Genomic DNA, 25,239 nt, shown 5'->3' with positions numbered 1-25,239 from the left:
ACCCCGACGACGAGTCGTTCGGCCTGGGTGGCCTGCTCGCCCTGCTGTCCGCCTCCGGTGTGCCCACGGCCGCCTCTGCTTCACCCATGGCGAGGCGTCCACCCTGCACGGCAGGCCCGGCGACCTGCGCACCGTGCGGGCGGGCGAACTCGCCAGCGCGGCAAGGGAACTGGGTGTCGAGCGCGTGGAACTGGCCGGGCACCCGGACGGGGCGCTCGACGACGTGCCGGTGCCCCGGCCCGCCGCGGAGGTGACCCGCCTCATCGGCGAGCACCGTCCCACCCACCTGCGGGTGTTCGACACGGGGGGCGCCACCGGGCACCGGGACCAGCAACGGGCCACCAGCGCCGTGCTGCTCGCCGCCCACGGGACGGGCGTCGTCGTCCTGGGGTGGACCCTGCCGCGGGACGTGGAGGAACGGCTGGACACCGAGTTCGGTACGTCCTTCCTCCACGCGCCCGAGTCAGTACCTGGGTGAGTCCTCGCGTGTCGGTCCGACGGGTTCGGTGCCGTGCTCGGCGAGGCCGGCGTGCAGGAGGAGCAGGTGGGCCAGGTCACGTGCCTCGCCGGCGGTGAGTGCCGCCCATGCGCCCGGCTCGCCGCCCTGGTCGCGGCCCACGTCCAAGGTGACCCGGCCGATGGGTCGCTCCGCGGGTGCGAGCCGCAGGAATCGCACGGCGATCCTGCGCCCGCAGGCGGTCACGACGCAACTGTCCTCGTTCGCCGGGGGTCGGTCATGTCCTGCCATCGCCATTGTCCTCACGCTCCTCCGCCGGGTTGGGTGACGGTCCCCGGCGGGTGTTGTCCGCGACAGAGGTGTCGTCGATGATTGAATACCCGGAGGGGTATAAGCGTCAGCAGTCGGCGAGGCCGCGTTGTTCCCCTCGTGCACATGCCGTCGTGACGCGCCGACCGGTGTCATCTCCGCACGGCGTGGACGAGTGCGTCGAGGGCCGTGCGGCTGCCGCCCTCGGCGTCGGTCACCCGCCGGGAGGCCGTCTCGGCCCGCAGGATGTCGGCGTACGGCCGCCACAGGTCGGCGACCTGCTCGGCGGTGTAGAGCACGCGCGGGTCCTGCGGGCCGCCGTATCCGTGCTCGGGGTTGGCCGCGTCGTGACCGACGAGCAACAGGGTGCCGCCCGAGCGGACGGCAGCGGCGGCCCGGGGCAGCACCTCGGCCATCTCTGGCCACGGCAGGTGCAGGTACGCGATCAACGCCAGGTCATACGTCGCCTCCGCGGGCGCCCAGAGGGTGAGATCGGCGTGGACGGTGTGCAGCCGTACACCGCGGTCGACGGCCAGCCGCCCGGCCTTCTCCAGGGCCACGGCGGAGAAGTCGACTGCGTCCACCTCCCAGCCCTGTTCGGCGAGCCAGACCGCGTTGCGGCCTTCGCCGGCGGCGAGGTCCACCGCCCGTCCGGACGGCTTCAGACCGGCCAGCTCCTCGGCGACGAAGCGGTTGGGCTCCGCCTTCCAGACCAGTTCCCTGCCGCGGTAGCGCTCGTCCCAGGTCGCCGCGTCCATGTCCTGCGCCTCATTTCTCCGCGTGCGCGGGCTCGTCGGTCGGGTCGATGCCGCCGTCCGGGTCCATCGTGTCGTCCCCCCCCGCGAGCAGATAAGGATAAGGACAGCTGCTGGGGTCCGGGGCGATGCAGGCGTTGCAGGGGCGGGATCGGTCCAGTACGCATTTCGGGGTCGGTTTCACATCTAGTCGCCTCTCTCGTCCGGGGTGGCGAGGCGTTCGGACAGCTGCCCCGCGGCACGTTTGAAGGTCAGGACGGGAACGTAGTGCCGTACGTGCGCGTCGACGAAGAACGCGAACGCCTCCGTCGCTGTCGTCGCCGGTGTCTCGGACGGGAGGTCCGGGAATCGGTATGCGAGCCGCTCCTGGACATCCTGGCGGGCGCGCTGCTCCGCTGCCGGTGCCGGAAGGTGGGTCGGTCGAGTGTCGGGGCAGTGTTTGCCGGGCTGGACGGACCGGTCGGTGACGACGGCGCGGGAGATCACCTTGCATCCCCTGAGATGGGATCACGGCGTCCGGGTCAGGCGAGCGTCAGGTACAGCTTCTCCGGTTCGGCCTCGCTCAGCGGCGGGACGTGTCCCGGGTGCTGTTCGGTGAGGCACTGGCGGATGCCGCCCGCCACTGTCTTGAAACCGGCCCGGTCCAGGGCGTGGGTGACCGCGGCCGGCTGGTTGACGACGTCCTTGCGGTCGCGGTCCGCCTCGATCATGGTGATGACCGCGGCCCGTTGTCCCTGGGCCCGTCGCAGCCGGTTGAGTACCTCGGCCCACGAGTCCGCTTCCTTGTCGTCGGTGTTCACTACTTCGGTGGTGTGCACCGGACACCACCTCGGGGCCGGGTTCGGGGAGCGTGTACCGCGTACCTAGGTGTCCTGCGGCGACGCGCTGACGCCGTTGCCGCGCGCGGTCTCGGCACGGACGGCGAGCGAGACCACAGGTTCGGTTGCGCCATCCGGCACCGCCGGGGTGTCGCCCGTCCGCTCCGGCGTTCGGTCGGAGCGCCCCAGCATGTACCAGCTGAACGCGACCCCTGCCGTCGCGGCCACGGAGGCCCATGTCCAGGGGCTGGTCAGCAGGGTGTGGCGCAGATCGGAGCCGGTCTGCTGGCTGAGGACGAAGACGCCCATGACGGCGACGAACCAGCCGAAGGACTTGCGCAGCGCGTCCTGCGGGATGCGCCCGGCGAGCAGGCCGCCGATGAGGCTGCCGACGACGGCGGTCGCTGTGACGAGGGCGGCGAAGCCCCAGTCGATGTGCACGCTCGCGAGGTATCCGGCCAGCCCGGCGAACGACTTCATGGCGATGACCAGCAGGGAGGTGCCGACCGCGACGGTCATCGGCAGCCCGCCGAGCAGGGCGAGCGCGGGGACGACGAGGAAGCCTCCACCGGCGCCGACCAGCCCGGTGACCAGTCCCACGACGATGCCGTCGAGCAGGACATGCGGGACGGGCAGTTCGTGGTGGGCCTTCTTCGGCGTCTGGCGGCGACCGCGGATCATGGCGACGGCGGTGGCGATCATCATGAGGGCGAAGGCGATGAGCAGGATGCCGCCGGGGATGAACTCGGCGAGCCGTCCGCCCGCGTAGGCGCCGGTCATGCCGGCCAGGCCGAACAGCAGCCCGGTACGCCAGCGGACGCGTCCGGCCCGCGCGTGGGAGACGACGCCGGCGGCACTGGTGACGCCGACGACGAACAGCGAGGTGGCGATGGCCTCTTTGGTCTCCATGCCGGCCAGGTAGACCAGGATGGGCACGGTCAGGATGGACCCGCCGCCGCCCAGTACACCGAGACTGACGCCGATGAGCAGGGACGCGGCGATGACGACGGCGATCATGGCGTGCCCCGCAGGGCGGCGACGACCGTGTCGAGGTCGGTGCGCGGGCCGCGGTTGTAGGGCAGCTTCGACAGCAGCATTCCCATGGCGCAGGTGTTGGTGAGCGCGGCGATGGTCAGCCCGGCACCGACGGCGGTGCCGATCAGGTGCAGTCCGGGCACGAACAGGCCCGCGACGCCGGTCAGCAGGACGAGGGTTCCGGCGACGAGTCGGACCTGGCGTTCCAGGTCCCAGCGCTCCGGGCCGCGGGTGAGCGGGCCGCCGCAGGACTCCCAGGCCACGACGCCGCCGTCGAGGACGCGCAGGTTGGGCAGTCCTGCTTCGGCGAGGGCCTGTTCGGCTTGGGCGGCGCGGGCCCCGGAGCGGCAGATGAGTATGACGTCCTCGTCGAGGTGGTGGAGCAGTTCGGCGCGGTGTTCGCGCAGGGTGTCGAGGGGGACGTTGTAGGAGCCGGGGATGTGGGAGGTGCGGAACTCGCCGGGCGTGCGCACGTCCAGCAGGCGCGGGCCCTCGCCGGATCGGGTCAGGTCGCGCAGGGCGGCGGGTTCGAGGCGTGGTGTGTCGGTGCGGAGGTTCATCGGGGCTTCCTGGTGTTTTCGTGGCGGTCGGGCGGGGCGGCGGCCGGTTCGCCCGACCGCCGCCCCGGGAGCGGGGTGTCAGACGTCGGCGGCTGCGGGCAGGGCGAGCCAGGCGCCGTATCCGCCGAGCAGGTCGGAGACGTCGGGGCGGCCCTTGTGGCGCAGCAGGCTGGCGGCGATGGAGGAGCGGTGGCCGCCCGCGCAGTGGACGACCAGCGGCCGGCCGGCCGGGATCTCCTCGATACGGCGGGCGAGTTCGGCCAGCGGGATGTGCAACGAGCCCTCGATGAAGCCCTCTTCGCGCTCGGCGGTGTTGCGCACGTCGAGCACCAGCGGGGGTGCGTCGCCGTCCAGCAGGCGGCGCAGGTCGTCGGCGGTCAGGCGACTGGCCTGTTCCATCTCGTCGGCCAGGGCGGGGAAGGCTCCCTCGGGCTCGCGCAGGTAGCCGCCGACCTTGTCGAAGCCGATCCGGGCGAGCCGGGTGACGACCTCCTCCTCGCGGTCCTGCGGCGCGATGACGAGGACGTCCTGTTCGGGGGCGACGACCATGCCGGACTGCTCGGCGAAGCGACCGTCGGCGGGGACGTTGATCGAGCCGCGCAGATACCCGGGCGTGAAGTCCTGCGGGGAACGGGCGTCGAGGATGACCGCTCCGAGCGCGCGCCGCTCCATGAACTCCTCCACGGACAGCGGGCGGGGTGCTGCGGCCGCGTCGAACAGGCCGTGTTCCTTGCGGTTGAGGATGGCGTCGTAGACGAAGTAGGCGGGCGCGGACGGCTGGCCCTCGGTCACCAGCGACACGAATTTCTCCTCGCTCATGGGCCGGCAGGCGTAGTTGGTGGCGCGCTGCTCGCCGATGGTGGACTGGCGCTGGGTGGAGAGGTTCTTGCCGCAGGCGGATCCGGCGCCGTGCGCGGGGAAGACCCGGACCGCGTCCGGGAGGTCCATCAACTTGTGCTGGATGGTGTTGTAGAGCATGCGGCCGAGTTCGTCGGCGGTGACGCCGATCGAGGCGAGCAGGTCGGGCCGGCCGACGTCGCCGATGAACAGCGCGTCGCCGGTCAGCACCCCGTAGGGGAGGGTGTCGTCGGCGTGCTCGTACACCAGGACGCTGATCGACTCCGGGGTGTGGCCTGGGGTTTCGAGGATCTGGAGCTGGACGTCGCCGAGGGTGATGCGTTCGCCGTCGACCAGCTTGTGGATGGGGTATTCGGCCTCGGCGCGCTGCCCGTAGCCGATCCAGGCGCCGGTCCGGTCGGCGAGTTCCAGGTGGCCGGCGAGGAAGTCGGCGTGGAAGTGGGTGTTGATGACCGCCTCGATGGTGAAACCGTGTTCGGCGGCGTCGGTGAGGTATTCGGAGACGTCGCGGCGCGGGTCGACGACGACGGCCTTGCCGGTGCTTTCGTCGGCGATCATGTAAGACGCCTGGGAGAGGCAGTCGAGGTAGTACTGGGCGAAGAACATGGTCGGGTGACCTCCGTGTCGACTGGGTTCAATACCCAGGGGGGTATATAGAAGGGTCTGGTCCGCCCTTGCAGGAGGACGAGGACGGGATGGTGGCCGGCCCGGGTCGGGGGAGGCCCGGGCCGACCGGTCAGAGGCGGCCGGTGAGCATGCCGTGCCAGTAGATCGGTGGCAGGCCGTACCGCTTGAACGCCCACATCGTGCGCCGCTCCTTGAACGGGTCGAGCAGCGGGAAGGAGGGCGTGGGGTTGAGGTCGTAGTCGAACTCGGCGAGCAGCATCCGGTCGCGGGCCGTCACCAGCGGGCAGGACGTGTAGCCGTTGTAACGGTGCGACGGCGTACGGCCGTTGATGACGTCGAGCAGGTTCGCCGCGACCACCGGGGCCTGTTTGCGCACCGCGGCACCGGTCTTGGAGGTGGGCAGGTTCGCCACGTCCCCGAGTGCGAAGACCTCGGCGTAGGCGGGGTGTTGGAGGGTGTGCTTGTCGACGGTCACGAACCCCTGCGGGCTCGCCGGGTCGGCGAGCGGACTCGCCTTGACCCAGTCGGGTGCGCTCTGCGGCGGCACGGCGTGCAGGAGGTCGTAGTCGATGATCTCTTTGGTGCCGCTGGCGTGGTCGGTGACCGTGACCTCGCGGGCGTCGCCGTCGATGGCGGTCATCTCGGAGCGCAGCCGCACCTCGATGCCGTACCGCGCGGCGACCTTCTCCAGGACCTGCGTCCAGGCGGGCACTTTGAACATCGCAGGATCGGGGATGACGAGGATGATCCGGATGTCGTCGAGGACTTTCCGCCTGCGCCAGTGGTCCGCGGCCAGATAGGCGATCTTCTGCGGGGCGCCGCCGCACTTCAGCGGCGTCGCCGGGTGGGTGAAGACGGCCGTGCCCGAGCGCATCGCGCGGATCAGTTCCCAGGTGCGCGGGGCGTACTCGGGCGCGTAGTTGCTGCTCACCTGGTCGTGCCCCACGGCCTCGTCGAGACCGGGGACGCCGTCCCAGTCCAGCTGGAGACCCGGCGCCATCACCAGATGTTCGTAGGTGAGTTCTGCACCGCCGGACAGGGTCACGTTGCGCGTGTCGGGGTCGACGGCCAGGGCTCGGCGGCGGATCCAGCGCACGCCGTCCGGGACGACCGACCCCTCAGGGCGGCGGCTGCTGCGCAGGGGGGCCTGGCCGCCGCCGACCAGGGTCCACAGCGGCTGGTACCAGTGGGTGTCGGACGGTTCGATCAGGGTGATGTCGCTGACGCCGGCGCGGCGCAGGCGGGCGGCGACGCTGATGCCGGCGCTGCCGCCGCCGATCACGGCGACGCGGTGGCGTCCGCGGATCGGAGTGTCGGTGGGGGAGGGTGTGGCGGCCAAGGCGGTGCTCCTTTCCGGCTGGCCGTCGTACGGGTGTCGGGCGGGGTCAGGCGGCGTGCTCGTGGGAACCGGCCGCGACGGGACGTCCGGCGCGGGCCCAGGCACCGGTGCCGCCGGTCACGGAGTAGGCGTCGATGCCGTAGGTGTTCATCCAGTCGGCAGCCGACTTGCTGCGGTTTCCGCTGGCGCAGATCACGAACACCGGGCGGCCGCTGGGCAGTTCGCCGCAGCGCGTGGGGACGGTGCGCAGCGCCATCAGGCGGGCGCCGGGCACGTGCCCGGCGGCGTACTCGTCGGCTTCCCGTACGTCGACCACGAGCGCTCCCTCGGCCCAGGCCGCCGCGAATGCTTCCTGTGTCACTTCACGAGCCACTTCCTTGCCTCCTCAATTACCCCCGGGGGTATCTCTCTGGCGAGAGTACGGCGGTTTGGAGGTGAGCGTCAAATACCCCTGGGGGTATTTGCCCGAGAGGCAATGCGCGGCTTTGTGTCAGGGCCGGAAACGAGCTGTGGCCCCTGAGCCGTGGCCCTGGGCAGCCGGAGCGTCATCCGCGTCCCGCCGCCCGGTCCGGACTCCGCGGTGACCGTGCCGCCGTGGGCGGTGACCAGCTCCTTGACCACGGCGAGGCCGATGCCGCTGCCGCCTCCGGCACGAGAGCGGGTCCCGCGCCACAGCCGGTCGAAGACGTGCGGCAACTCGTCGGCGGGGATACCGGGGCCGGTGTCGACCACCTCGACGACGGCTTCGGCGGGCGTGGAGGACGTGGTGACGGTGACGGTGTCACCGGGGCGGCAGTGACGGGCGGTGTTGCTCAGCAGGTTGCCGAGGGCCTGGTGCAGCCGGTCGGCGTCACCGCGGACCGGCAGGGGAGCGGGGCCGGGGACGGTGTGAACGGCCAGTCCGGCGGTGCGCAGCTCGGCCTGCCGCTCGGCCACGGCGGCGCCGGCCAGGGCGTTCAGGTCCACCTCGGCCAGGTGCAGGGACATCCGGGCGGACTCGGCCTCGGCGAGTTCACCGAGGTCGTCGATGATGCGGCCCAGCCGCAGGGCCTGGTCGTGCAGGGAGGCAAGACGGTCCGGGGTCGGCTCGGTGTAGCCGTCGCGGAGTTCCTCCAGCCCCGCCTGCAGCGAGGCCAGGGGGGTGCGCAGTTCGTGGGCGACGTCGGCGGCGAGGCGGTGGAGGGCCTGTTCGGCGTGGCTCACGTCGTCGGCCATGGCGTCGAAGGCGTGGGCGAGGTCGCCCAGTTCACCGGGTGCGTCGATGCGGGCCCGTGCGCCGCGGTCCCCGGCGGCCAGTGCACGCGCGGTTGCGGCGACCCGGACGACGGGAGCCGTCAGGCGCCGGGTGACGAACCAGCTCACGCCCAGCGCCAGAGCCAGCGCGCCAACAGCGGCCGCGGCCACCCAGCCCCAGGCGACGGACCGGCCCGCCGATGCGGAGCCGGCCGAGAAGACGAGGCGTACGGAGCCGACCGTGTGGCCGTCGACCACTACCGGAGCGCTCACACCGGGGCCCGAACCGGCACCCTGCCCTTGATGCCCGCGACCGGAACCGGGCATGCCGTGCTCGTCCGACGACCCGGAGCCCGAGTCGTCGGAAATCACCTCGGCGTCCGCGTCGCGCACCGTGAGCACCACATCGGCGCCGGTCGCGACGGAACGCGCGACCGACAGATCAGCCGATGCCCAGCCGCCCGCAGCCCGGTAGGCGTCGGCGGCGGCCGTGGCCACCCGGTCGGCGGTCCGCTGCCGGTCGGCCTGATGGGCGCTGCTGAGCCCGCGGTCGGTTCCGACGAGCGCCGCGGCCGTCAGCAGGGCGACGGATGCCAGCGCCACCAAGGCGAACGCGGCGAACAGCCGTCGCCCGAGCGGGCCGAGCCCACCGGACGGCCGAACGCCGGAGCGCGGCTCACGTGTCACGGGCCCACCCCAGGCGGTAGCCCACGCCCAGCACCGTCTCCACAAGGTCGGGGCCGGCGCCCACGAGCTTGTGGCGCAGGTTCTTCACATGCGAGTCGATCGTCCGCTCGTACCCGGCGAACTCGTAGCCGCGCACCCGGTTGACCAGCTCGTAGCGCGAGAACACCCGGCCCGGTACCGACGCCAGCGCGGTCAGCAGGCCCCACTCGGTCGGCGTCAACTCGAGAGAACAGCCGTCCAGCACCGCCTCGTGCCGAGCTTCGTCGATCCGCAGCCGTCCCTCGCCGTATGAGACCACGGGCGCCGCCCCCGTCGCCGTACCCCGGGCCCGTTGCAGCACCGCACCCACCCGCAGCACCACCTCGGTCGGGCTGAACGGCTTGGTCACATAGTCGTCGGCACCCAGCCGCAGCCCATGAATGCGGTCCTCGACGGTCGTACGCGCAGTCAGCACCACCACCGGCACTCGCCCACGCTCACGGGCCTCGCGCAGCACCTCGTCCCCGTCCACGTCCGGCAGCCCGAGATCCAGCAGCGTCAGATCGATCCCTGGCTCACCGAGAAGCCGCACCGCCTCTGCACCCGAGCCGGTCGTCAGCACTCCGTATCCCGCGCGCTCCAGGTAGCGGCGCAGCAGCTCGCGGATCTCCTTCTCGTCCTCGACGACGAGCACGGTGGCGGCCATGTCCCACGTCTACGCCTCCCGCGCACGCCCGGGGAGGGGCCGAACAGCCCCAACCCGCCCGTCGGTTGTCTCCATCCCGTCTCCATACGCACCGCACGCCGACTGCAGGGTCCGGGGCGACGGTGATGGTGCGGGAGCGGAAGACGCTCCCGCGGACCCGAGGAGGTTCGCCATGAAGCGCAACATCAAGATCGCGACAGCGGTCACCGCGGCCGCCCTTGCCATCGGCGGAGTGCTGGCAGTCGGCCCGGTGACCGCGGGCACGGGCGGCGGTGCGCCGGCGGCCGCGCAGACCACGTCCCAGAGCATGTTGAAGAACGCTCAGTACCAGGGGCGCCACCACGGCGGTGACACGGACGGCATCCGCCGGCACGACGGAACCTGCAACGGAGCCGCCCTGGCCGAGCAGGGCACCCTGACGGCCTCCCAGAAGGCCACGCTGGCGGGCATGGCCGAGGAGGAGAAACTTGCGCACGACCTCTACACGGCGTTCGCGGCACGCTACGACGCACGGGTCTTCGAGCGGATCGCGGCGGCGGAGACCAGCCACCTGACCGCCGTGCGCACTCTGCTGAACCGCTACGACGTCACCGACCCGACTGCCGGCGAGCAGGCCGGTGAGTTCACCGACCCCGCCGTGCAGGCGACCTACGACCGGCTCCTGAATCAAGGCGAGGACAGCCTGTCCGAAGCCCTGAAAGCGGCCCGCGCGGTCGAGACCGACGACATCGCCGCACTGACCCAGGCCCTGTCCGGGCTCACCGCCCCGGACACCCGCCAGGTGTACACAAACCTGCTCGCCGCCTCCGAGCGGCACCTGACGGCGTTCGAGGACTGGATCGCCGCGCAAGTGGGGAGGTGATGTCGGGTCGGCATGTGTGGTGCTCAGACCGGGGCGTCCGGCAGGCCGCGCTCGATCGCATCCATCGCGCGTCGTCGGAAACCGGCTTCCGACGACGCGGCGCGCAGGGTTGTCCGGTGAGCCGGGATCGGGGTGGGGCGGCAGGCGTACGGTGAAGCGGGTGCCGCCATCGGGTGCGTGGCGGTGGGCGGTGGGCGGTGACGGCGGCGCCGAGCCGGCCGGCCGGCCGGTGGGCGATCGCGAGTCCGAGGCCGCTGCCCACGGGACGGACGCCCCGGTAGCGTCCGGTGAGGGTGCCGCGTTCGAAGACGACGGCGATGTCGTCGTCGGTGAGGCCCGGGCCGCCGTCGCGGACCGCCAGGACGGCGCCGGGAGCTTCCGTGCGCAGGGCCAGGACGAGGGGCTTTCCGGCCGGTGTGACGCGCAGCGCGTTCTCGGCGAGGCCGTCGATCGGACATCGCCGATCCGCTGGGCCTCAAGGCCACCTCGGTCGACGTCACCGAAACCGGCCTCGACGTGACTCTCGAGGGAGGGCCGAGCCGGTTCCCGGCGCGGAACAGTGTCTGAACGGTGCGCACACAAGAGCGGCGTGCCGGGCGCATGACCGGCACGCCGCTCTCAACGCTGCGGATCGACATTCTGGGCCTTGAGGTCCTGAACGTAGGGCGGGTACGCGCCCTGAGCCGACGTCGACGGCTGCGCGTAGCGGTGCGGGATCGGCCTCGCAGTCGGCAGTACCGTCGCCTCAACCGCGGCGGCGACCGGGAAGCGAACTCGGCCCTGCATCGGATCGTGCAACCCGACGGCGCGTCGACCCGCGTACCCAGGACCACGTCGAACGCCGCAGCAAAGAGGGCAAAACCCGGTGCGAGTCAGTCGAAGTCTCAAGCGCTACGTTGCACGGGAGGTCTTCCACCTGCTCAAACTGTGCAGTCGCAACCCCCGGCACAGGGGAAGTCGTGATACGTGAGAGGGTCTGAGGCGTGAGTGAGACACCGTCGAACACCCTGCAATACCGCTTTGACGGGCCAGAAGAGGCTCCCGTCCTGATCCTGGGCCCCTCCCTGGGCACCACCTGGCACATGTGGGACCGTCAGATCCCGGAACTGACCAAGCAGTGGCGGATCTTCCGCTTCGACCTGCCGGGCCACGGCGGCGCACCGGCGTACCCCGGCGGCTCGATCACCGAACTGGCCGCCCGTCTGCTGGCCACGCTGGACGCGGTCGGTGTGCAGCGGTTCGGCTACGCGGGCTGCGCGCTCGGCGGCGCCATCGGCACCGAACTCGCGCTGCGCCACCCCGAGCGCCTCGCCTCGCTCGCGCTGATCGCCTCCTCGCCGCGCTTCGGCACGGCCGACGAGTTCCGCCAGCGCGGGGTGATCGTGCGGACCAACGGCCTCGACCCCATCGCGCGGACGTCCCCCGACCGCTGGTTCACCGCGGGGTTCGCGGCGGCGCAGCCCGCCATCACCGAGTGGGCCGTGCAGATGGTCCGCACCACCGACCCCGGCTGCTACATCGCCGCCTGCGAGGCGCTCGCCTCGTTCGACGTGCGCGCCGAACTCGGCCGGATCGGCGTCCCCACCCTCGTCCTCGTCGGCTCCGACGACCAGGTCACCGGCCCCGCCGAGGCCCGTACGCTCGTCGCGGGCATCCCGGACGCCCGGCTCGCGGTCGTCCCCGGGGCCTCCCACCTCGTCCCGGTGGAGCAGCCCGCCGCCGTCACCGATCTGCTCGTCCGCCACTTCTCCACCGCCTGGCAGCCCGCCTACGACTCGACCACCGGCCAGGTCGCCATTCCGGCCGCCCCGGTCAAGCCCGCCCTCGCGGCCGTCCTGCCGCAGACCGGACCGGTCGCCGAGATCGCGCCGCCCGCCCTCCAGCCGGAGGCGACGGGCAGACCGGACCCGTACGACGCCGGGCTGAAGGTCCGCCGCGAGGTGCTCGGCGACGCGCACGTGGACCGGGCGCTGGCATCGGCGGACGACTTCTCCGGCGACTTCCAGGAGTTCATCACCCGCTATGCCTGGGGCGAGATCTGGGACCGGCCCGGCCTCGACCGCCGTTCCCGCAGCTGTGTCACCCTGACCGCGCTCGTCGCCGGCGGGCACCTGGACGAGCTCGCCTTCCACACCCGCGCCGCCCTGCGCAACGGCCTCACCCCGAACGAGATCAAGGAAGTCCTCCTCCAGGCGGCCGTCTACTGCGGGGTACCGGCCGCGAACAGCGCGTTCCGCGTGGCCCAGCAGGTCATCCGCGAGGAGACCACCCCCGAGGAGTGAGCCGCCGCCGACCGCCCGCCCGGGGGAGGATGGAGTCATGACCATGAAGCTCACGAAGAAGTCGCACGCCTGCGTCCGGCTGGAGAAGGACGGACGCACGCTCGTCATCGACCCGGGAGGGTTCAGCGAGGAGGACGCCGCCCTCGGCGCGGACGCCGTGCTGGTCACCCACGAGCACCCGGACCACTTCGACGAGGGACGGCTGCGGGCGGCCCTGGAGGGCAACCCGGCCGCCGAGATCTGGACCCTGCGCTCGGTCGCCGAGAAGATCTCCGCCGCCTTCCCGGGCCGGGTGCACACCGTCGGCCACGGCGACACGTTCACCGCCGCCGGCTTCGACGTGCAGGTCCACGGCGAGCTGCACGCGGTGATCCACCCGGACATCCCGCGCATCACCAACGTCGGCTACCTCGTCGACGGCGGCCGCGTCTTCCACCCCGGCGACGCCCTCACCGTCCCCGGCCGGCCCGTCGAGACGCTGATGCTCCCCGTGATGGCCCCCTGGAGCAAGATCTCCGAGGTCATCGACTACGTCCGCGAGGTCGGGCCGCAGCGGGCGTACGACATCCACGACGCCCTCCTCACCGACCTCGCCCGCCCCATCTACGACCGCCAGATCGGCGCCCTGGGCGGCGCGGAACACCTCCGGCTCGCGCCCGGGGCCTCGGCGGACGTGTAGCGGCCCACGGGACCAGGAGCCCACGGGACCAGGGGCCCCACCGGGCCCGTGACCGGCGGGACGGGCGTTGTCGGACCCGCCCGGTAGGTTGTGGGGCATGCGCATCGCGACCTGGAACGTGAACTCGATCACCGCCCGCCTCCCGAGGCTCCTCGCCTGGCTGGAGAGCAGCGGCACGGACGTGCTCTGCCTCCAGGAGGCCAAGATCGCGGAGGACGGCTTCCCGCTGGACGCCTTGCGCGAGGCGGGCTACGAGGCCGCCGTGCACGCGACGGGGCGGTGGAACGGCGTGGCGGTGATCTCCCGCGTCGGCATCGAGGACGTCGTCAAAGGCCTGCCCGGTGATCCCGGCTACGACGGCTCCGTGGAGCCCCGCGCGATCTCGGCGACCTGCGGCCCGGTCCGCGTCTGGTCGGTGTACGTGCCGAACGGCCGCGAGGTCGACCACCCGCACTACGCGTACAAGCTCCAGTGGTTCGAGGCCCTCAAGGCCGCCGTCGCCGGTGACGCGGCCGGCAGCCGCCCCTTCGCCGTCATGGGCGACTACAACGTGGCGCCGACGGACGACGACGTGTACGACGTCGCCGCGTTCGAGGGCCTCACCCACGTCACCCCCGCCGAGCGCGCCGCACTGGCCTCCCTGCGCGAGGCGGGCCTGACCGACGTCGTCCCCCGGCCCCTCAAGTACGAGCACCCCTTCACGTACTGGGACTACCGCCAGCTCTGCTTCCCGAAGAACCGTGGCATGCGCATCGACCTCGTCTACGGCAACGAGCCGTTCGCCAAGGCGGTCACCGACGCGTACGTGGACCGGGAGGAGCGCAAGGGCAAGGGCGCCTCGGACCACGCGCCGGTCGTGGTGGACCTGGAGGTCTGAGCCGCGCGACACCTCCGGGGCCGCGCGGGCCGTCACAGCAGGTCGAGGTCCACCGACTCGGCGAGCGCCGCGAGGCCCGCCTCGTTGGGGTGCAGATGGTCCCCGGTGTCGTACGCGGGGAGCAGCCGGGCCGGACGAGCCGGGTCGCGCAGCACCTCGTCGAAGTCGAGGACCCCGTCGAACGCCTCGCCCGCCTCGCCGCCCCGGATCCACTCGTTCACCGCGACCCGCTGGGCGTCGGCGGCGGCCGTGCAGCGTGCCTCGCCCTCGCAGGGCGCCACGGTCGCCACGAGCACGCGCAGACCCCGCTCGCGGCCCCGGGCCGCGATCTCCCGCAGCCCGGCGACGACCTCGCCCGCCGTGGCACCCCAGCGGACGTCGTTGACGCCCTGGAAGACGACGACGGTACGGGCGGAGGTCTGGGCGAGGACATCGCGGTCGAGGCGGTGCAGGGCACTGACGCCGCCCGTGTCGGTGGAGACACCGTCACCGGGGTAGCGGTCGGTGACCACCCGGTTCGCCGAGATCCCCTGGTTGAGGACGCCGTAGCGCGGGACCTCGTCCTGGCTCAGCAGCCGCCGGGCCAGGACGTCCGGCCACCGCCGGTTCGCGTCGACCGTCGTGGCCTCCCCGTCCGTGATCGAGTCCCCGAGGAGTACGACGGAGCCCGGTCCGCCACCCACGTCCACGCCGGTCAGCAGCGGCCAGGACGAGATCGTGGAGGTGTACGCCGTGGCCGACGCGTCCCCCGCGTGGTTCCCGGGCTCGCTGACGTACGACGTCTGCCGGGCGAGCCGGTGCACGGGGGCGGCCGTCACGGTGCCGGGCAGGTGGAAGCTCACCAGCAGGTCGGTGTCCGGCGGCACCTCGAAGCCCAGCGGATCGCTGAGCGCCTGCGCACCGGCCGGGATCTCGGTGCCGGCCGCACCCTGGAAGGACAGGGCCACCGGCTTGCTCCGGGCGCTCGCGCCCGTCGCCCGCACCGCCACCGTCGCGCCGCCCACCCGTACCGGCGCCGAGGCGAAGGTGTTGTCGAGCCGGATCCGCACCCGGTGCCCGCCCGCCGAGGTGTGGACGACCAGCCGCAGGGTCCGGTCCGTCCAGGGGCCGACGGCCGGGTAGCCGGACGTGGAAGCGGCCCAACCGCCGGTCCAGGCAGCGGTGTCGGGGCGGACCGAGAGGGCGAACACATGCAGGTCGGGGACGCGCGGGAGGGACACCGAGGAGACCTCGCGGCCCCGTACGAGCGGCACGGTGACGACGTACAGCCGTGCCTTCTCGGCGAGTTGACCACCGGGGGAGTTCACATGGGGGAGGGCGACGGCCTTGGTGGCGAGCGGTCCGGTGCGCCAGTCGGGGGCGGTCAGCCGGTACGGGGAGCGGGCCCCGTCCCGGTAGCGGACGGTGCCGACGCCCGTCGCGGCGCCACCACCCGTGGCGGCCACCAGGAAGGCGAGGGCGTCGCCCCGGCCCCGTACGCGCACGGCCTGGCCCGCGGCGCGCACGTTGTCGGGCTCGCCCGCCGCGCGGCGCGGCCAGGTCAGGCGCGCGCCCTGAACGGTCAGCGTGCGCCCCGGCGTCCATCCGGCGGACGTCAGGTCGGTGGCGGAGAGGGAACGGCCGGAGCCGTCGAAGTCGGCCTCTGCGGGCCGCGCGTCGTCGCTGACCGCCCTGTTGTCGAAGAGGTGTTCCAGCGGGGCCGGTTCGGCCTCCGGGCCGGCGGCGGCTTCGGCGGTGGCGACGGGTGCGACCGCCGCCAGGAGTGCCAGGACGACGACCGTTCTCCAGACGCGTCGGCGCACGCGTGATCCCTTCTGCTCGCTGGACCCGCGACGGCGGCGATGCCGACGGACGCGACATCGCTGCGCCCACGGGTGCGACACCGGTACAACGACGAGACGACCGATGTGTCATGACGACGGATGTGCCATGAAGCTAAAGAGGCGTCAGGGACCCGTCAATGAGGCAGGCGGGAACCACGGCCGAACTCCCGGCGAACAAGCGGTTTCCGCGCGCCTGTGGTGCGAAGGGTGAGGCGAATGACACGCTGAGCCCATGAACATCTCTTTCCTGGGCAACTGGCGCAAGAGGCGTGACCCCGCGTTCGGGGTCGCGGTGTTCACCGGCGGCGACGGTGACGACGACGGTCACGAGGGCCTCGCCGAACTTCTCTCCGAATGCGAACTGCTGCGCGCGCAGGCGGCGCTGGCCGGCGTCGAACTCGACGACTCCGCAGGGTCGTTGGAGGCGATCGACCAACTCGTCCCGCGCTGGCGCGACGACGAGGAGACCGCGGCCTGGCTCGGGAACGACGCGGGTCTCTACCTGGGCACGGTCGTCGTCCGGACCGTCCCGGGCGCCCGCTGGGAGATCTGGCCCAACGGACAGCCCGTGGTGCGGCTGGACTCCGGACGTGAGATCGACGTGGTCGAGGCGGGCCAGGCGTGGGCCGCCAGCGGCGCACCGGAACTCTCCCAGCTCTACGCCGAGGTCGCCGAGCAGTGATCAATGGCCGATGGCCGATGGCCGGTGACCGACAATACGGCTAATCCCCGCGAGTGCGTGTCGCGTCCTGAGGTCCCCTCCGTCCGGATAGTTTGCGGCACCTGCGACACCACACGGTCGAGGGCGAGTAGGGCGGGCAGGGCATGGCGGTCGATCCGCTGATCGAGATGCACGACGTGAACAAGTACTTCGGCGAGCTGCATGTCCTCCAGGACATCGGCCTCACCGTCGGCAAGGGGGAGGTGGTCGTGGTCATCGGCCCCTCGGGGTCGGGGAAATCGACGCTGTGCAGGGCCATCAACCGGCTGGAGCCCATCCGTTCCGGCACGATCCGGATCGACGGGCAGCCGCTGCCGAGCGAGGGCAAGGCCCTGGCGGCTCTCCGCGCGGACGTGGGCATGGTCTTCCAGTCCTTCAACCTCTTCGCGCACAAGACGGTCCTGCAGAATGTGTCGCTCGGTCAGGTCAAGGTGCGCAAACGGAAGAAGGAGGAGGCGGACCGGCGCTCCCGCGAACTCCTGGACCGGGTCGGTCTCGCCGACCAGGCGCCGAAGTACCCGGCCCAGCTCTCCGGCGGCCAGCAGCAGCGGGTCGCCATCGCCCGCGCCCTCGCCATGGACCCCAAGGTCATCCTGTTCGACGAGCCCACCTCGGCCCTCGATCCGGAGATGATCAACGAAGTCCTCGAAGTGATGCAGCAGTTGGCGCGTGAGGGCATGACCATGGTCGTCGTCACCCATGAGATGGGTTTCGCCCGCTCGGCCGCCAACCGGGTGGTCTTCATGGCGGACGGCCGCATCGTCGAGGACCGCTCTCCGGACGTTTTCTTCACGAACCCGGAGAGCGACCGCGCCAAGGACTTTCTCTCCAAGATCCTCAAGCACTGACCACCGGCTCCGGACCGGGTGCGGGCCTCGACTACGATGAGCGGTTCATCCACTTGGGGTGAGCGAGGCCGTGGACGCCACCCCCGGCCGAACAGGGACGCCGCTGCCGGGCGCGCAGCGGCCAGGGGCCAGGCCCGCCCGGCAGCAGCCGGAGATCACTGCTCGCGCAGCGGGATCGACACGTACGACGGGTCGTTCGGCGGCGAGGAGAAGGTCAGCTGCGCGCCGGTCGGGTTGTGCTCGATGTAGAGCGGGTCGACCGTGTCGACGACCAGGGCGAGACGGTGGCCCGCCGGAACGTCGTAGGCCGTGGAGAGCAACTCCAGGTCCACGCCGAACGGCTTGCCGGGCGTCTCGCCGTGGAAGGTGTACGGCGCGTGGCTGACCAGCTTGCCGAGGCCGAGCGGGCCCACGTCGTAGAGGTATGCGACGAGGGTGCCGCTCTCCTTGGTGGCCGTCACCGTGGTGTGCAGCTTCGCGGTGCCGCGCACGGCCTGCGAGGTCGGGTACTTCTCCGACTGCCACACGGCCGCCCAGCGGCGCGGCAGCAGCGGTATCGATGCCACAGGCGGGAGTTGGGCCACCTGGTCCAGGATGCTGGAGAGGAAGACCACCCCGCCGTTCGCGCCCGAGTCGACGTTCGCGCGGATCGTGGTGGAGTTCGCCAGAGTGATCTTCTTGCGGGTGGCGGTGACCGACTTCCAGTCCGGGTAGCCCTCGAAGGCGCCGCCCGTACGGGACTTGAGCCGGACGGGCTGCTCGCGGTCGATGCCGTTGGCGGTCCCCTTCAGGTAGCGGTCGAACCAGCGCCGGGTGTCCGTCCACACGTCGTTGGGGAGGCCGAACAGACCGGTCATCTCGGTGGTGGCGTGGTCGCCCGGCCGCAACTCCAGCCGCTTCGGGCCGGTGAGCTTCTCGTAGAAGTCGGCGTACTGGTTGGGCGGGAAGATCGAGTCGCCCCAGGCATTGGCGAGCATGACGGCCGTGCCGTGGGTGTTGAGCTGGTCCACATAGGTCCTGGGGGAACGTTTCTTCCCCCAGGTGATCATGTCCCCTTCCTTGGCGAGGTTGGAGGCGTAGAAGTCCGCGAAGATCTGCTGGAGTTCGGGGCTCTGCCGGCCGGTGATCCGTCCGGCGCCGTCGAGCAGGGCGGAGGCCTGGAGGTGCTGGGTGCGTCCGCCGTAGATCGAGTCGATCAGGTCCGACCAGCCGCTCAGCGCGGCGACCGCCTTGACGCGTTTGTCGTGCGCGGCGGCGAGGAGACTGATGCCCGCCCCGTACGACAGCCCCGCCATGCCGATGTGCGCCGCGTCGGCCGGGGTGTTGGCGAGCGCCCAGTCGATCACCTTGGAGGCGTCGGCTGTGTCGGGTGGCCCGGCGACCTCTATGTATCCGCTGGACTCCCAGAAGCCGCGCACGTTGTAACTGACCACGACGTACCCCGCGTCGGCCAGCTTGCGGGCCTGGGCCAGGTATTCGACCTGGGGCAGGCCCCAGCTCGTGGGCAGCACCAGGAGCGGGTACGTGCGGGAGGCGTCCGCCGGGGCGACGACATTGGCCTTGAGGACGGTCCCGCCGTCGCCCTCGATGTCGACGAAGCGGGTGGTGGGCGTGGCGGTGGCGCCGGACGCGGCCTGGGCGGCGGGGGCGAGACCGAGGGCCGTACCGGCGACCAGGGTGGCCGAGACGGCCCCCACGGCGCTCGTCCGCAGCGCCCTGGTCGTACGCGATGTGGTGCCGTGCGGGTGTCTCACGGGTCGCTCCTCACTCGTGTCAGTGCAAAGTGACCCGACGGTAACCGGACACCCTTACCGGAAGTAACTCCTCGGTAAGTTACGTGACGGTAACGTTCGGCGGTGAACTATGAGGCGCGGTGGGAGATCTGGGCGGGGGCGGACGGTGCGGGTGCCGGGGTCTGGGCCGCCCGGGTGACGTCCGCGACGAGCTCGACCACGTCGGCGCCGTACGCCTGGGAGTTGACGACCTTCAGGAGGAGCACGAAGGTGCCCGTGCCGTACTTGCGGTGCAGGCGCTCGTGGTTGCGGGCGAGATAGCGCGTGGCGGCCTGGTTGGTGATGGCGCGCTGGCCGCAGAAGAGGAAGACCGGCCGGGCCTGGTCCGGCTGTCCGGTGGTGAGCCGGGCCAGGAGCACGTGCTCGGTGACGCCGGGCTCCAGGCGGTACTGCTCGCTGCCGATCTGGAAGGCCGCCCGGTGCGGGCCGGGCTCAGGATCGGTGTTGAAGGTGATGCCGGGCAGCATCGCCCCTATGTGCGCGGCCATCCGGCGGTTTGAAATGGGGCCTCCCACGCAGAACTCGGTGCGCTCGCCGAACCCCTGCTGAGCCGCGTCCTGGGTGATGATCTGGGCGTGCGAGCCGCAGTCCTTGATCAGCGCGGAGAGCTCCAGCAGCGCGAACACGTCGAAGCGGTGGACCGCCAGGTCCGCACTGGACGGATCCCGGTTGACCACCAGCAGGGACTCCGAGTTCGCCGGCAGCCCGAAGAACGCCTGCTTGCGGCGGAGCTTCCGCTTCCACAGGTACGTCCGGAAGAACCAGCCCAGGGAAGCACTGAGCCCGGCCGCGATCACGCCGAGGACGATATTGCGCACGTCGTCATTCATGGCCGCGCATGGTAGCGGGCGCCGTCGAACGGTGCTCGAATCCCGTGTCCGATTCGGGGCCTGGAGTGCCTCCTGACGGGGCCATGGCAGCCGCGTTAGTCTGCGCGGACGGTCCTTGACTGGAGGTACGGATGCGTCTGCGTCGCTCTGTCGCGCGGAAACTGGCTGTACTGGCGGCGACGTCCGCCGTGATGTCGGTGGGGGCGGCCCCGCCGACCTCAGCGGCGACGAACACCCCCTCGAAGAGCCCGGTCGCCGTCGGCTACGGCGGCGCCGTCTCCAGCGTCGACCCGGACGCCTCCGCCGCAGGCATCGAGGTGCTCCGCAAGGGCGGCAACGCGGTGGACGCCGCGATCGCCACGGCCGCCGCCCTCGGCGTCACCGAGCCCTACTCGGCGGGCATCGGCGGAGGCGGCTACTTCGTCTACTACGACGCCGAGTCCCGCACGGTGCACACCGTCGACGGCCGCGAGACCGCGCCGCTCAGCGCCGGCGAGGACCTCTTCCTGGAGAACGGGCAGCCGATCCCGTTCGCCGAGGCCGTCACCAGCGGGCTGAGCGTCGGCACCCCCGGCACCCCCGCCACCTGGGGGACCGCGCTGAAGAGCTGGGGCAGCAAGCCCCTCGGCAAGCTGCTCAAGCCCGCCGAGAGACTCGCCCGCGACGGGTTCGTGGTCGACGAGACCTTCCGCGCCCAGACCGCCTCCAACGAGGCCCGGTTCCGCAACTTCCCGGCCACGGTCGACCTCTACCTCCCCGGCGGCAGTCTCCCGGTGGTCGGCTCGACCCTCAAGAACCCCGATCTGGCCCGCACCTACGCCGAGTTGGGCCGCAAGGGCGTCGGCGCGCTCTACCGGGGCGACCTCGCCCAGGACATCGTCGACACGGTCAACAAGCCGCCCGTGGACCCGGCTTCGGGCTACAACGCCCGCCCCGGCGACCTGACGAGGGCCGACCTCGCCCAGTACCGCACCAAGCGCCAGGCCCCCACGAAGACGTCGTACCGCGGCCTCGGCGTGTACGGCATGGCGCCCTCCTCCTCCGGCGGCACGACGGTCGCCGAGGCGCTCAACATCCTGGAGCGGACCGACCTCTCCAAGGCGAACGACGTCCAGTACCTGCACCGTTACATCGAGGCGAGCCGGATCGCGTTCGCCGACCGGGGCCGCTGGGTCGGCGACCCCGCCTTCGAGGACGTACCGACGAGGGAACTGCTCTCGCAGCGGTTCGCCGACTCCCGCGAGTGCCTGATCAAGGACGACGCGGTGCTCACCAGCCCCGTCGCCCCGGGCGACCCGCGCAACCCGGCGCCCTGCGCGACCGGCGGCACGGCCGCGCCGACGACGTACGAGGGCGACAGCACGACTCATCTCACGGTCGCCGACAAGTGGGGCAACGTCGTCTCCTACACCCTGACCATCGAGCAGACCGGCGGCAGCGGCATCACCGTCCCGGGCCGGGGCTTCCTGCTCAACAACGAGCTGACGGACTTCTCCTTCACCCCGGCGAACCCCGCCGTGCACGACCCCAACCTGCCGGGACCGGGCAAGCGGCCTCGTTCATCGATGTCACCGACGATCGTGCTCGACCGGCATGGCAAGCCCGTGGTGGCGCTCGGCTCGCCCGGCGGCGCGACCATCATCACGACCGTGCTGCAGACCCTGACCGGCTTCCTCGACCGGGGGGTGCCGCTGGTCGACGCGATCGCCGCGCCGCGCGCCAGCCAGCGCAACCAGACCACCACCGAACTCGAACCGGGCCTGTGGAACAGCCCGTTGAAGACCGAACTCGAAGCCATCGGGCACGGCTTCCGGCAGAACCCGGAGATCGGCGCGGCCACCGCCGTCCAGCGTCTGCCGAACGGCAAGTGGCTGGCCGCCGCGGAGACCGTACGGCGCGGCGGCGGCGCGGCGATGGTCGTGCACCCCGTCAGGTAGCGCCCCCGGGTGCGCCCTTGGAGACGGGCGGCGGCGTCGTACGGAATGCCAGCCGCCCGTCCTCCACCTCCGCCACCACCCGGCTGCCGGACGGCAGCCGCCCGTCGAGCAGCAGCCGCGACAGCGGGTTGTCGACCTCCCGCTGGATCGTGCGGCGCAGCGGCCGGGCGCCGTACTCGGGCTGGTGGCCGTGGCGGGCGAGATGGTCGACGGCCTGCTCGCCGAACTCGATCGTGACGCCCCGCGCGTGCAGCCGCAGCCGCGTCCCCTCCAGCAACAGATCGGTGATCCGCCGCAGTTGGTCGTCGCCGAGCCGGCGGAAGACGACGATCTCGTCGATACGGTTGAGGAACTCGGGCCGGAAGTGCTCCCGGAGCGGCCGCAGGATCCGCTCCCGCCGGTCCTCCTCGTGCGCCTCGGTGCCGCCCGCCGAGAAACCGAGCCCCGCCCCGCCCCGGCCGATGGCGTCCGAGCCCAGGTTGCTCGTCATGACGACCACGGCGTTGGTGAAGTCGACCGTACGGCCCTGGGAGTCGGTGAGCCGGCCGTCGTCGAGGACCTGGAGCAGCAGGTTGAAGACGTCCGGGTGGGCCTTCTCCACCTCGTCCAGCAACAGCAGCGAGTACGGGTGGCGTCGTACGGTCTCGGTCAGCTGACCGGCCTCCTCGTGGCCGACGTAGCCGGGCGGGGCGCCCACCAGGCGGCTGACCGTGTGCCGTTCCTGGTACTCGCTCATGTCGAGCCGCACCATCCGGTCCTCGCTGCCGAAGAGGGCCTCCGCGAGCGCCCGGGCCAGCTCCGTCTTGCCGGCACCGGTCGGGCCCAGGAACAGGAAGCTGCCGATCGGCCGTTCGGGACTGGCGAGCCCGGCGCGCGAGCGCAGCACGGCGTCCGCCACCACGTCCACCGCCTCGTCCTGTCCTACGACCCGGCGGCGCAGCCGCTCCGCGAGCCCCAGCAGCCGTTCCCGCTCTTCCTGGGTGAGGCTGCTGACGGGGATGCCGGTCTGCCGGGAGACGACCTCGGCGATGTCCTCGGCACCGATCTCCAGGCTCTGCCCGTCGTCGGCCCGCGCCTCGTCGCGCCCCGCGTCGATCCGCTGCCGCAACTCCCCGATCCGGTCCCGCAACCGGGTCGCCTGCTCGTACCGCTCACCGGTGACCGCCTGGTCCTTGTCACGGGTCAGCTGCTCGATCTCCCGCTCCAGGGCTCGTACATCCGTGCCCTTGGTCCGCGCCCGCAGCCGGACCCGGGCCCCGGCCTGGTCCATCAGGTCGATGGCCTTGTCGGGCAGCCGTCGGTCGGTGAGATACCGGTTGGACAGCTCCACGGCGGCCGCCAGCGCCTCGTCGGTGTAGCGGACCTGGTGGTGGGCCTCGTAGCGGTCGCGCAGCCCCCGCAGGATCTCCAGGGCGTCACCGCTGTCGGGCTCCGGGACCAGCACCGGCTGGAACCGGCGGGCCAGCGCCGCGTCACGCTCGATCCGCCGGTACTCCTCCAGCGTCGTCGCCCCGACGATGTTCAGCTCGCCGCGCGCCAGGGCCGGTTTGAGGATGTCGCCCGCGTCCAGCGCGCTGCCCTCGCCGGAGCCGGCGCCCACGACCGTGTGCAACTCGTCGATGAAGACGACCAGTTCGGCGGAGTGCGCGCGGATCTCGTCGACGATGTCGGTGAGCCGCTCCTCGAAGTCGCCGCGGTACCGGGTCCCGGCGACCACACCGGACAGGTCCAGGGCGACCACCCGGCGCCCGGCCAGCACATCGGGCACGTCCCCGTCGGCGATGCGCTGGGCCAGCCCCTCCACGATCGCGGTCTTGCCGACGCCGGCTTCACCGATCAGCACCGGGTTGTTCTTGCCGCGCCGGGAGAGCACCTCGACGGTCTGCTCGATCTCCGCCTCCCGTCCGATGACCGGGTCGATACGGCCCTGGAGGGCGAGGTCGGTCAGGTCGCGGCCGTACTTGTCGAGGGTCGGGGTGGCGCTGCCGGAGCGGCGCGGCAGGTCGGAGCGCGGAAACCCGGGCAGGGGGATGCCCACGGGCGGCGTCGGTGCCGACGGGTCCGCCGCGTCCGGCGGCAGCGCGCCGGCCGACAGGTGCGCGGCGCCGAGGATGTGACCGGCGGCCGAGTCCGGGTTGGCGGCGAGGGCGCTGAGGACGTGTTCGGGGCCGAGGTGGCCGGAGCCGGTGACCCGGGCCAGCTCGTGCGCGTCCAGCAGCGCGCGCTTGACCGCCGGGGTCAGCGCGAGCGACGCGGGCGCGGGGCCCTGGCCGGGTTTGTGCCGCTCGGGGCCCGACCGCTCGTCGATCGCACCGGCCAGCGCGTCGGGGTCGGCGCCCGCGCGGGCCACCAGACTTCGGGTCGGTTCGGCGCTCAGCGCGGCGCGCAGCAGATGCTGGGTGTCCAGGTCGGTGCTGCCGTGCCGCGCCGCGTAGGCCGCTGCGTCGGCCACCAGTTGGCGGGCCTGGCCGCTCATCAGCCGGCCGATCTCGATCCGCTGCGGGCGCGGGCCGCCGAAGAAACGGGCGAAGAACTCAGTGAAGGGGTCCGGACCGTAGCCCTCGGGCCCCGGGAATCCGCTGTTCATTCGCCGCCGGGTTCCCGTGTGCGGGCGGTCTCTAGCCACAAGTAACTGTTGCACTCGTGCAGGTCCCAGCCGGTTCTCGGCCCGGCCAGCGTGGTGTGCTGGTCGAGCAGTGCGCGGGCCTGGCCGTAGGAGAGCCGGGCCAGCCCTGAGTCGGGGGGAGTTGGCGTACAGGAAGTAGCGCCGAGATTGATTTTGGTCGCTCAATGTGACGCATAGTCCGAAAGCATTGCGCCGACCCCGTTGGGTCCGTAGCTGCCTCGCTGCCCAAGGGCTGGACAAGAGCTCGAACCGGACCGTGTCTGCGTGTCGAGCGTGACGTCACGGGGTCGAAGATCGTTGCCGTCGCATGAACAACACCAAGCGCGTACTTGCCGCTCTCGTCCTCGCGGGGGCTGCCCCCACGATGGTGAGCGAAGCCAGCGCAGCAGACGGACCGATCATCTACAAAGGCGACAATGGCTACGTCTGCATCAGGGTGCCCAACGGCAACGGAGGGTCCTACCGGGTGTGTGGGCCCCTGGACAATCTCAGGGAGTACCTGACTCCCCAGAGCAACCAGGAGGAAGACTAGACGGTGGGCGGCACAGCCCCGGGGCGCCTGCCCGACCTATACCCTCTGTGCGGGTGAGCCGCGCCC

Annotated in this window: 24 protein-coding genes and 2 pseudogenes; 9 read left to right on the top strand and 17 right to left on the bottom strand. The window is 71.8% G+C overall.

Annotated features, from left to right (window positions below; genetic code table 11):
- Positions 1-85 precede the first annotated feature (85 nt).
- Positions 86-478, top strand: a pseudogene (locus tag P8T65_RS08760) (PIG-L deacetylase family protein); the annotation flags it as partial.
- Here the strand turns inward: P8T65_RS08760 and P8T65_RS08755 are convergent.
- From P8T65_RS08755 to P8T65_RS08705, 11 genes are all read right to left on the bottom strand, one after another.
- On the bottom strand, positions 464-748 hold the full coding sequence (locus P8T65_RS08755; protein WP_316724803.1) for a hypothetical protein: 285 nt from the start codon (positions 746-748) through the stop codon (positions 464-466). The pseudogene P8T65_RS08760 and the gene P8T65_RS08755 sit on opposite strands and share 15 nt — an antisense overlap.
- A gap of 170 nt (positions 749-918) precedes the next feature.
- A complete protein-coding gene (locus tag P8T65_RS08750) occupies positions 919-1,524 on the bottom strand; it encodes a class I SAM-dependent methyltransferase (RefSeq protein WP_316724802.1) in 606 nt (201 codons plus the stop codon).
- 183 nt (positions 1,525-1,707) lie between these two features.
- Entirely contained in the window at positions 1,708-2,007 is a 300-nt protein-coding gene (locus P8T65_RS08745) for a three-helix bundle dimerization domain-containing protein (protein WP_316724801.1), read from the bottom strand.
- A gap of 35 nt (positions 2,008-2,042) precedes the next feature.
- The gene (locus tag P8T65_RS08740; RefSeq protein ID WP_316724800.1) at positions 2,043-2,339 is read right to left on the bottom strand and encodes a metal-sensitive transcriptional regulator; all 297 of its coding nucleotides are present in this window, start codon (positions 2,337-2,339) and stop codon (positions 2,043-2,045) included.
- Positions 2,340-2,384: 45 nt separating this feature from the next.
- Positions 2,385-3,356, bottom strand: a complete 972-nt coding sequence (locus tag P8T65_RS08735) for a sulfite exporter TauE/SafE family protein (RefSeq protein WP_316724799.1) — start codon at positions 3,354-3,356, stop codon at positions 2,385-2,387.
- Positions 3,353-3,934, bottom strand: a complete 582-nt coding sequence (locus P8T65_RS08730; protein WP_316724798.1) for a rhodanese-like domain-containing protein — start codon at positions 3,932-3,934, stop codon at positions 3,353-3,355. The genes P8T65_RS08735 and P8T65_RS08730 overlap by 4 nt, the downstream gene beginning before the upstream one ends.
- 78 nt (positions 3,935-4,012) lie before the next feature.
- Complete coding sequence (locus tag P8T65_RS08725) at positions 4,013-5,398, bottom strand: MBL fold metallo-hydrolase (RefSeq protein WP_316724797.1); 1,386 nt, start codon at positions 5,396-5,398, stop codon at positions 4,013-4,015.
- A gap of 130 nt (positions 5,399-5,528) precedes the next feature.
- Positions 5,529-6,758: an FAD/NAD(P)-binding oxidoreductase gene (locus P8T65_RS08720; RefSeq protein ID WP_316724796.1), complete on the bottom strand. Its 1,230-nt coding sequence runs from the start codon at positions 6,756-6,758 to the stop codon at positions 5,529-5,531.
- A 46-nt stretch (positions 6,759-6,804) separates the two neighbouring features.
- Complete coding sequence (locus P8T65_RS08715; protein ID WP_316724794.1) at positions 6,805-7,119, bottom strand: rhodanese-like domain-containing protein; 315 nt, start codon at positions 7,117-7,119, stop codon at positions 6,805-6,807.
- An 80-nt stretch (positions 7,120-7,199) separates the two neighbouring features.
- Entirely contained in the window at positions 7,200-8,678 is a 1,479-nt protein-coding gene (locus tag P8T65_RS08710; RefSeq protein ID WP_316724793.1) for a HAMP domain-containing sensor histidine kinase, read from the bottom strand.
- Positions 8,668-9,363 carry a response regulator transcription factor gene (locus P8T65_RS08705; RefSeq protein WP_316724792.1) on the bottom strand — a complete coding sequence of 232 codons (696 nt, stop codon included), beginning with the start codon at positions 9,361-9,363 and terminating at the stop codon, positions 8,668-8,670. Before P8T65_RS08705 ends, P8T65_RS08710 begins: the two co-directional genes overlap by 11 nt.
- Positions 9,364-9,535: 172 nt before the next feature.
- Between P8T65_RS08705 and P8T65_RS08700 the strand changes: the two genes are divergently transcribed.
- The gene (locus tag P8T65_RS08700) at positions 9,536-10,225 is read left to right on the top strand and encodes a DUF2202 domain-containing protein (RefSeq protein ID WP_316724791.1); all 690 of its coding nucleotides are present in this window, start codon (positions 9,536-9,538) and stop codon (positions 10,223-10,225) included.
- Here P8T65_RS08700 and P8T65_RS47220 read toward each other — a convergent pair.
- A complete protein-coding gene (locus P8T65_RS47220) occupies positions 10,122-10,613 on the bottom strand; it encodes a sensor histidine kinase (RefSeq protein WP_399103022.1) in 492 nt (163 codons plus the stop codon). The two genes, P8T65_RS08700 and P8T65_RS47220, sit on opposite strands and share 104 nt — an antisense overlap.
- 595 nt (positions 10,614-11,208) lie before the next feature.
- On the opposite strand from P8T65_RS47220, the gene pcaC reads away from it, so the two are divergent.
- The 3 genes from pcaC to P8T65_RS08685 all read left to right on the top strand — a co-directional run bounded on the left by pcaC (position 11,209) and on the right by P8T65_RS08685 (position 14,063).
- Positions 11,209-12,507 carry a 4-carboxymuconolactone decarboxylase gene (gene pcaC, locus P8T65_RS08695; protein WP_316724790.1) on the top strand — a complete coding sequence of 433 codons (1,299 nt, stop codon included), beginning with the start codon at positions 11,209-11,211 and terminating at the stop codon, positions 12,505-12,507.
- 43 nt (positions 12,508-12,550) lie between these two features.
- Positions 12,551-13,186 (top strand): MBL fold metallo-hydrolase, encoded by a 636-nt coding sequence (locus tag P8T65_RS08690; RefSeq protein WP_184903911.1) that lies wholly within the window; start codon positions 12,551-12,553, stop codon positions 13,184-13,186.
- A gap of 97 nt (positions 13,187-13,283) precedes the next feature.
- Positions 13,284-14,063: an exodeoxyribonuclease III gene (locus tag P8T65_RS08685; protein WP_215450480.1), complete on the top strand. Its 780-nt coding sequence runs from the start codon at positions 13,284-13,286 to the stop codon at positions 14,061-14,063.
- A gap of 32 nt (positions 14,064-14,095) precedes the next feature.
- Here the strand turns inward: P8T65_RS08685 and P8T65_RS08680 are convergent, their stop codons facing one another.
- On the bottom strand, positions 14,096-15,865 hold the full coding sequence (locus P8T65_RS08680) for an SGNH/GDSL hydrolase family protein (RefSeq protein ID WP_316724789.1): 1,770 nt from the start codon (positions 15,863-15,865) through the stop codon (positions 14,096-14,098).
- Positions 15,866-16,118: 253 nt separating this feature from the next.
- Here P8T65_RS08680 and P8T65_RS08675 point away from each other — a divergent pair, with 253 nt between their 5' ends.
- On the top strand, positions 16,119-16,568 hold the full coding sequence (locus tag P8T65_RS08675; protein WP_045556509.1) for a DUF6278 family protein: 450 nt from the start codon (positions 16,119-16,121) through the stop codon (positions 16,566-16,568).
- A 143-nt stretch (positions 16,569-16,711) separates the two neighbouring features.
- The gene (locus P8T65_RS08670; RefSeq protein ID WP_316724788.1) at positions 16,712-17,455 is read left to right on the top strand and encodes an amino acid ABC transporter ATP-binding protein; all 744 of its coding nucleotides are present in this window, start codon (positions 16,712-16,714) and stop codon (positions 17,453-17,455) included.
- A 155-nt stretch (positions 17,456-17,610) separates the two neighbouring features.
- Here the strand turns inward: P8T65_RS08670 and P8T65_RS08665 are convergent, their stop codons facing one another.
- Together P8T65_RS08665 and P8T65_RS08660 are read right to left on the bottom strand one after the other, a co-directional pair.
- Positions 17,611-19,209 (bottom strand): alpha/beta fold hydrolase, encoded by a 1,599-nt coding sequence (locus P8T65_RS08665; protein ID WP_316724787.1) that lies wholly within the window; start codon positions 19,207-19,209, stop codon positions 17,611-17,613.
- Between the two features lie 107 nt (positions 19,210-19,316).
- Positions 19,317-20,078, bottom strand: a complete 762-nt coding sequence (locus tag P8T65_RS08660) for a hypothetical protein (protein WP_316724786.1) — start codon at positions 20,076-20,078, stop codon at positions 19,317-19,319.
- A 131-nt stretch (positions 20,079-20,209) separates the two neighbouring features.
- Here P8T65_RS08660 and ggt point away from each other — a divergent pair, with 131 nt between their 5' ends.
- The gene (gene ggt, locus P8T65_RS08655) at positions 20,210-22,015 is read left to right on the top strand and encodes a gamma-glutamyltransferase (protein ID WP_316724785.1); all 1,806 of its coding nucleotides are present in this window, start codon (positions 20,210-20,212) and stop codon (positions 22,013-22,015) included.
- On the opposite strand, the gene P8T65_RS08650 is transcribed toward ggt, so the two are convergent.
- Positions 22,008-24,602, bottom strand: coding sequence for an ATP-dependent Clp protease ATP-binding subunit (locus P8T65_RS08650; protein WP_316724784.1), 2,595 nt, complete (start codon positions 24,600-24,602; stop codon positions 22,008-22,010). The genes ggt and P8T65_RS08650 overlap by 8 nt on opposite strands.
- Before the next feature lie 53 nt (positions 24,603-24,655).
- Positions 24,656-24,757 (bottom strand): annotated as a pseudogene (locus P8T65_RS08645) (site-specific integrase); the annotation flags it as partial.
- A 191-nt stretch (positions 24,758-24,948) separates the two neighbouring features.
- Between P8T65_RS08645 and P8T65_RS08640 the strand changes: the two are divergent.
- On the top strand, positions 24,949-25,173 hold the full coding sequence (locus tag P8T65_RS08640; protein WP_316724783.1) for a hypothetical protein: 225 nt from the start codon (positions 24,949-24,951) through the stop codon (positions 25,171-25,173).
- The last annotated feature ends 66 nt before the right edge of the window (positions 25,174-25,239 follow it).

The organism is Streptomyces sp. 11x1, from assembly GCF_032598905.1.
Classification (GTDB): domain Bacteria; phylum Actinomycetota; class Actinomycetes; order Streptomycetales; family Streptomycetaceae; genus Streptomyces.
Note: the sequence above shows the minus strand (reverse complement) of the source record. Positions and strands in the feature narration are given on the sequence as shown.

Excerpts from the sequence above, each read along its gene's own strand:
- P8T65_RS08730 (WP_316724798.1), bottom strand. The coding sequence starts at position 3,934 with ATGAACCTCCGCACCGACACACCACGCCTCGAACCCGCCGCCCTGCGC.
- P8T65_RS08705 (WP_316724792.1), bottom strand. The coding sequence starts at position 9,363 with ATGGCCGCCACCGTGCTCGTCGTCGAGGACGAGAAGGAGATCCGCGAG.
- P8T65_RS08660 (WP_316724786.1), bottom strand. The coding sequence starts at position 20,078 with ATGAATGACGACGTGCGCAATATCGTCCTCGGCGTGATCGCGGCCGGG.
- P8T65_RS08700 (WP_316724791.1), top strand. The coding sequence starts at position 9,536 with ATGAAGCGCAACATCAAGATCGCGACAGCGGTCACCGCGGCCGCCCTT.
- P8T65_RS08685 (WP_215450480.1), top strand. The coding sequence starts at position 13,284 with ATGCGCATCGCGACCTGGAACGTGAACTCGATCACCGCCCGCCTCCCG.
- P8T65_RS08735 (WP_316724799.1), bottom strand. The coding sequence starts at position 3,356 with ATGATCGCCGTCGTCATCGCCGCGTCCCTGCTCATCGGCGTCAGTCTC.
- P8T65_RS08640 (WP_316724783.1), top strand. The coding sequence starts at position 24,949 with ATGAACAACACCAAGCGCGTACTTGCCGCTCTCGTCCTCGCGGGGGCT.
- P8T65_RS08725 (WP_316724797.1), bottom strand. The coding sequence starts at position 5,398 with ATGTTCTTCGCCCAGTACTACCTCGACTGCCTCTCCCAGGCGTCTTAC.
- P8T65_RS08670 (WP_316724788.1), top strand. The coding sequence starts at position 16,712 with ATGGCGGTCGATCCGCTGATCGAGATGCACGACGTGAACAAGTACTTC.
- P8T65_RS08690 (WP_184903911.1), top strand. The coding sequence starts at position 12,551 with ATGAAGCTCACGAAGAAGTCGCACGCCTGCGTCCGGCTGGAGAAGGAC.
- P8T65_RS08650 (WP_316724784.1), bottom strand. The coding sequence starts at position 24,602 with ATGAACAGCGGATTCCCGGGGCCCGAGGGCTACGGTCCGGACCCCTTC.
- P8T65_RS08750 (WP_316724802.1), bottom strand. The coding sequence starts at position 1,524 with ATGGACGCGGCGACCTGGGACGAGCGCTACCGCGGCAGGGAACTGGTC.
- P8T65_RS08675 (WP_045556509.1), top strand. The coding sequence starts at position 16,119 with ATGAACATCTCTTTCCTGGGCAACTGGCGCAAGAGGCGTGACCCCGCG.
- ggt (WP_316724785.1), top strand. The coding sequence starts at position 20,210 with ATGCGTCTGCGTCGCTCTGTCGCGCGGAAACTGGCTGTACTGGCGGCG.
- P8T65_RS08755 (WP_316724803.1), bottom strand. The coding sequence starts at position 748 with ATGGCAGGACATGACCGACCCCCGGCGAACGAGGACAGTTGCGTCGTG.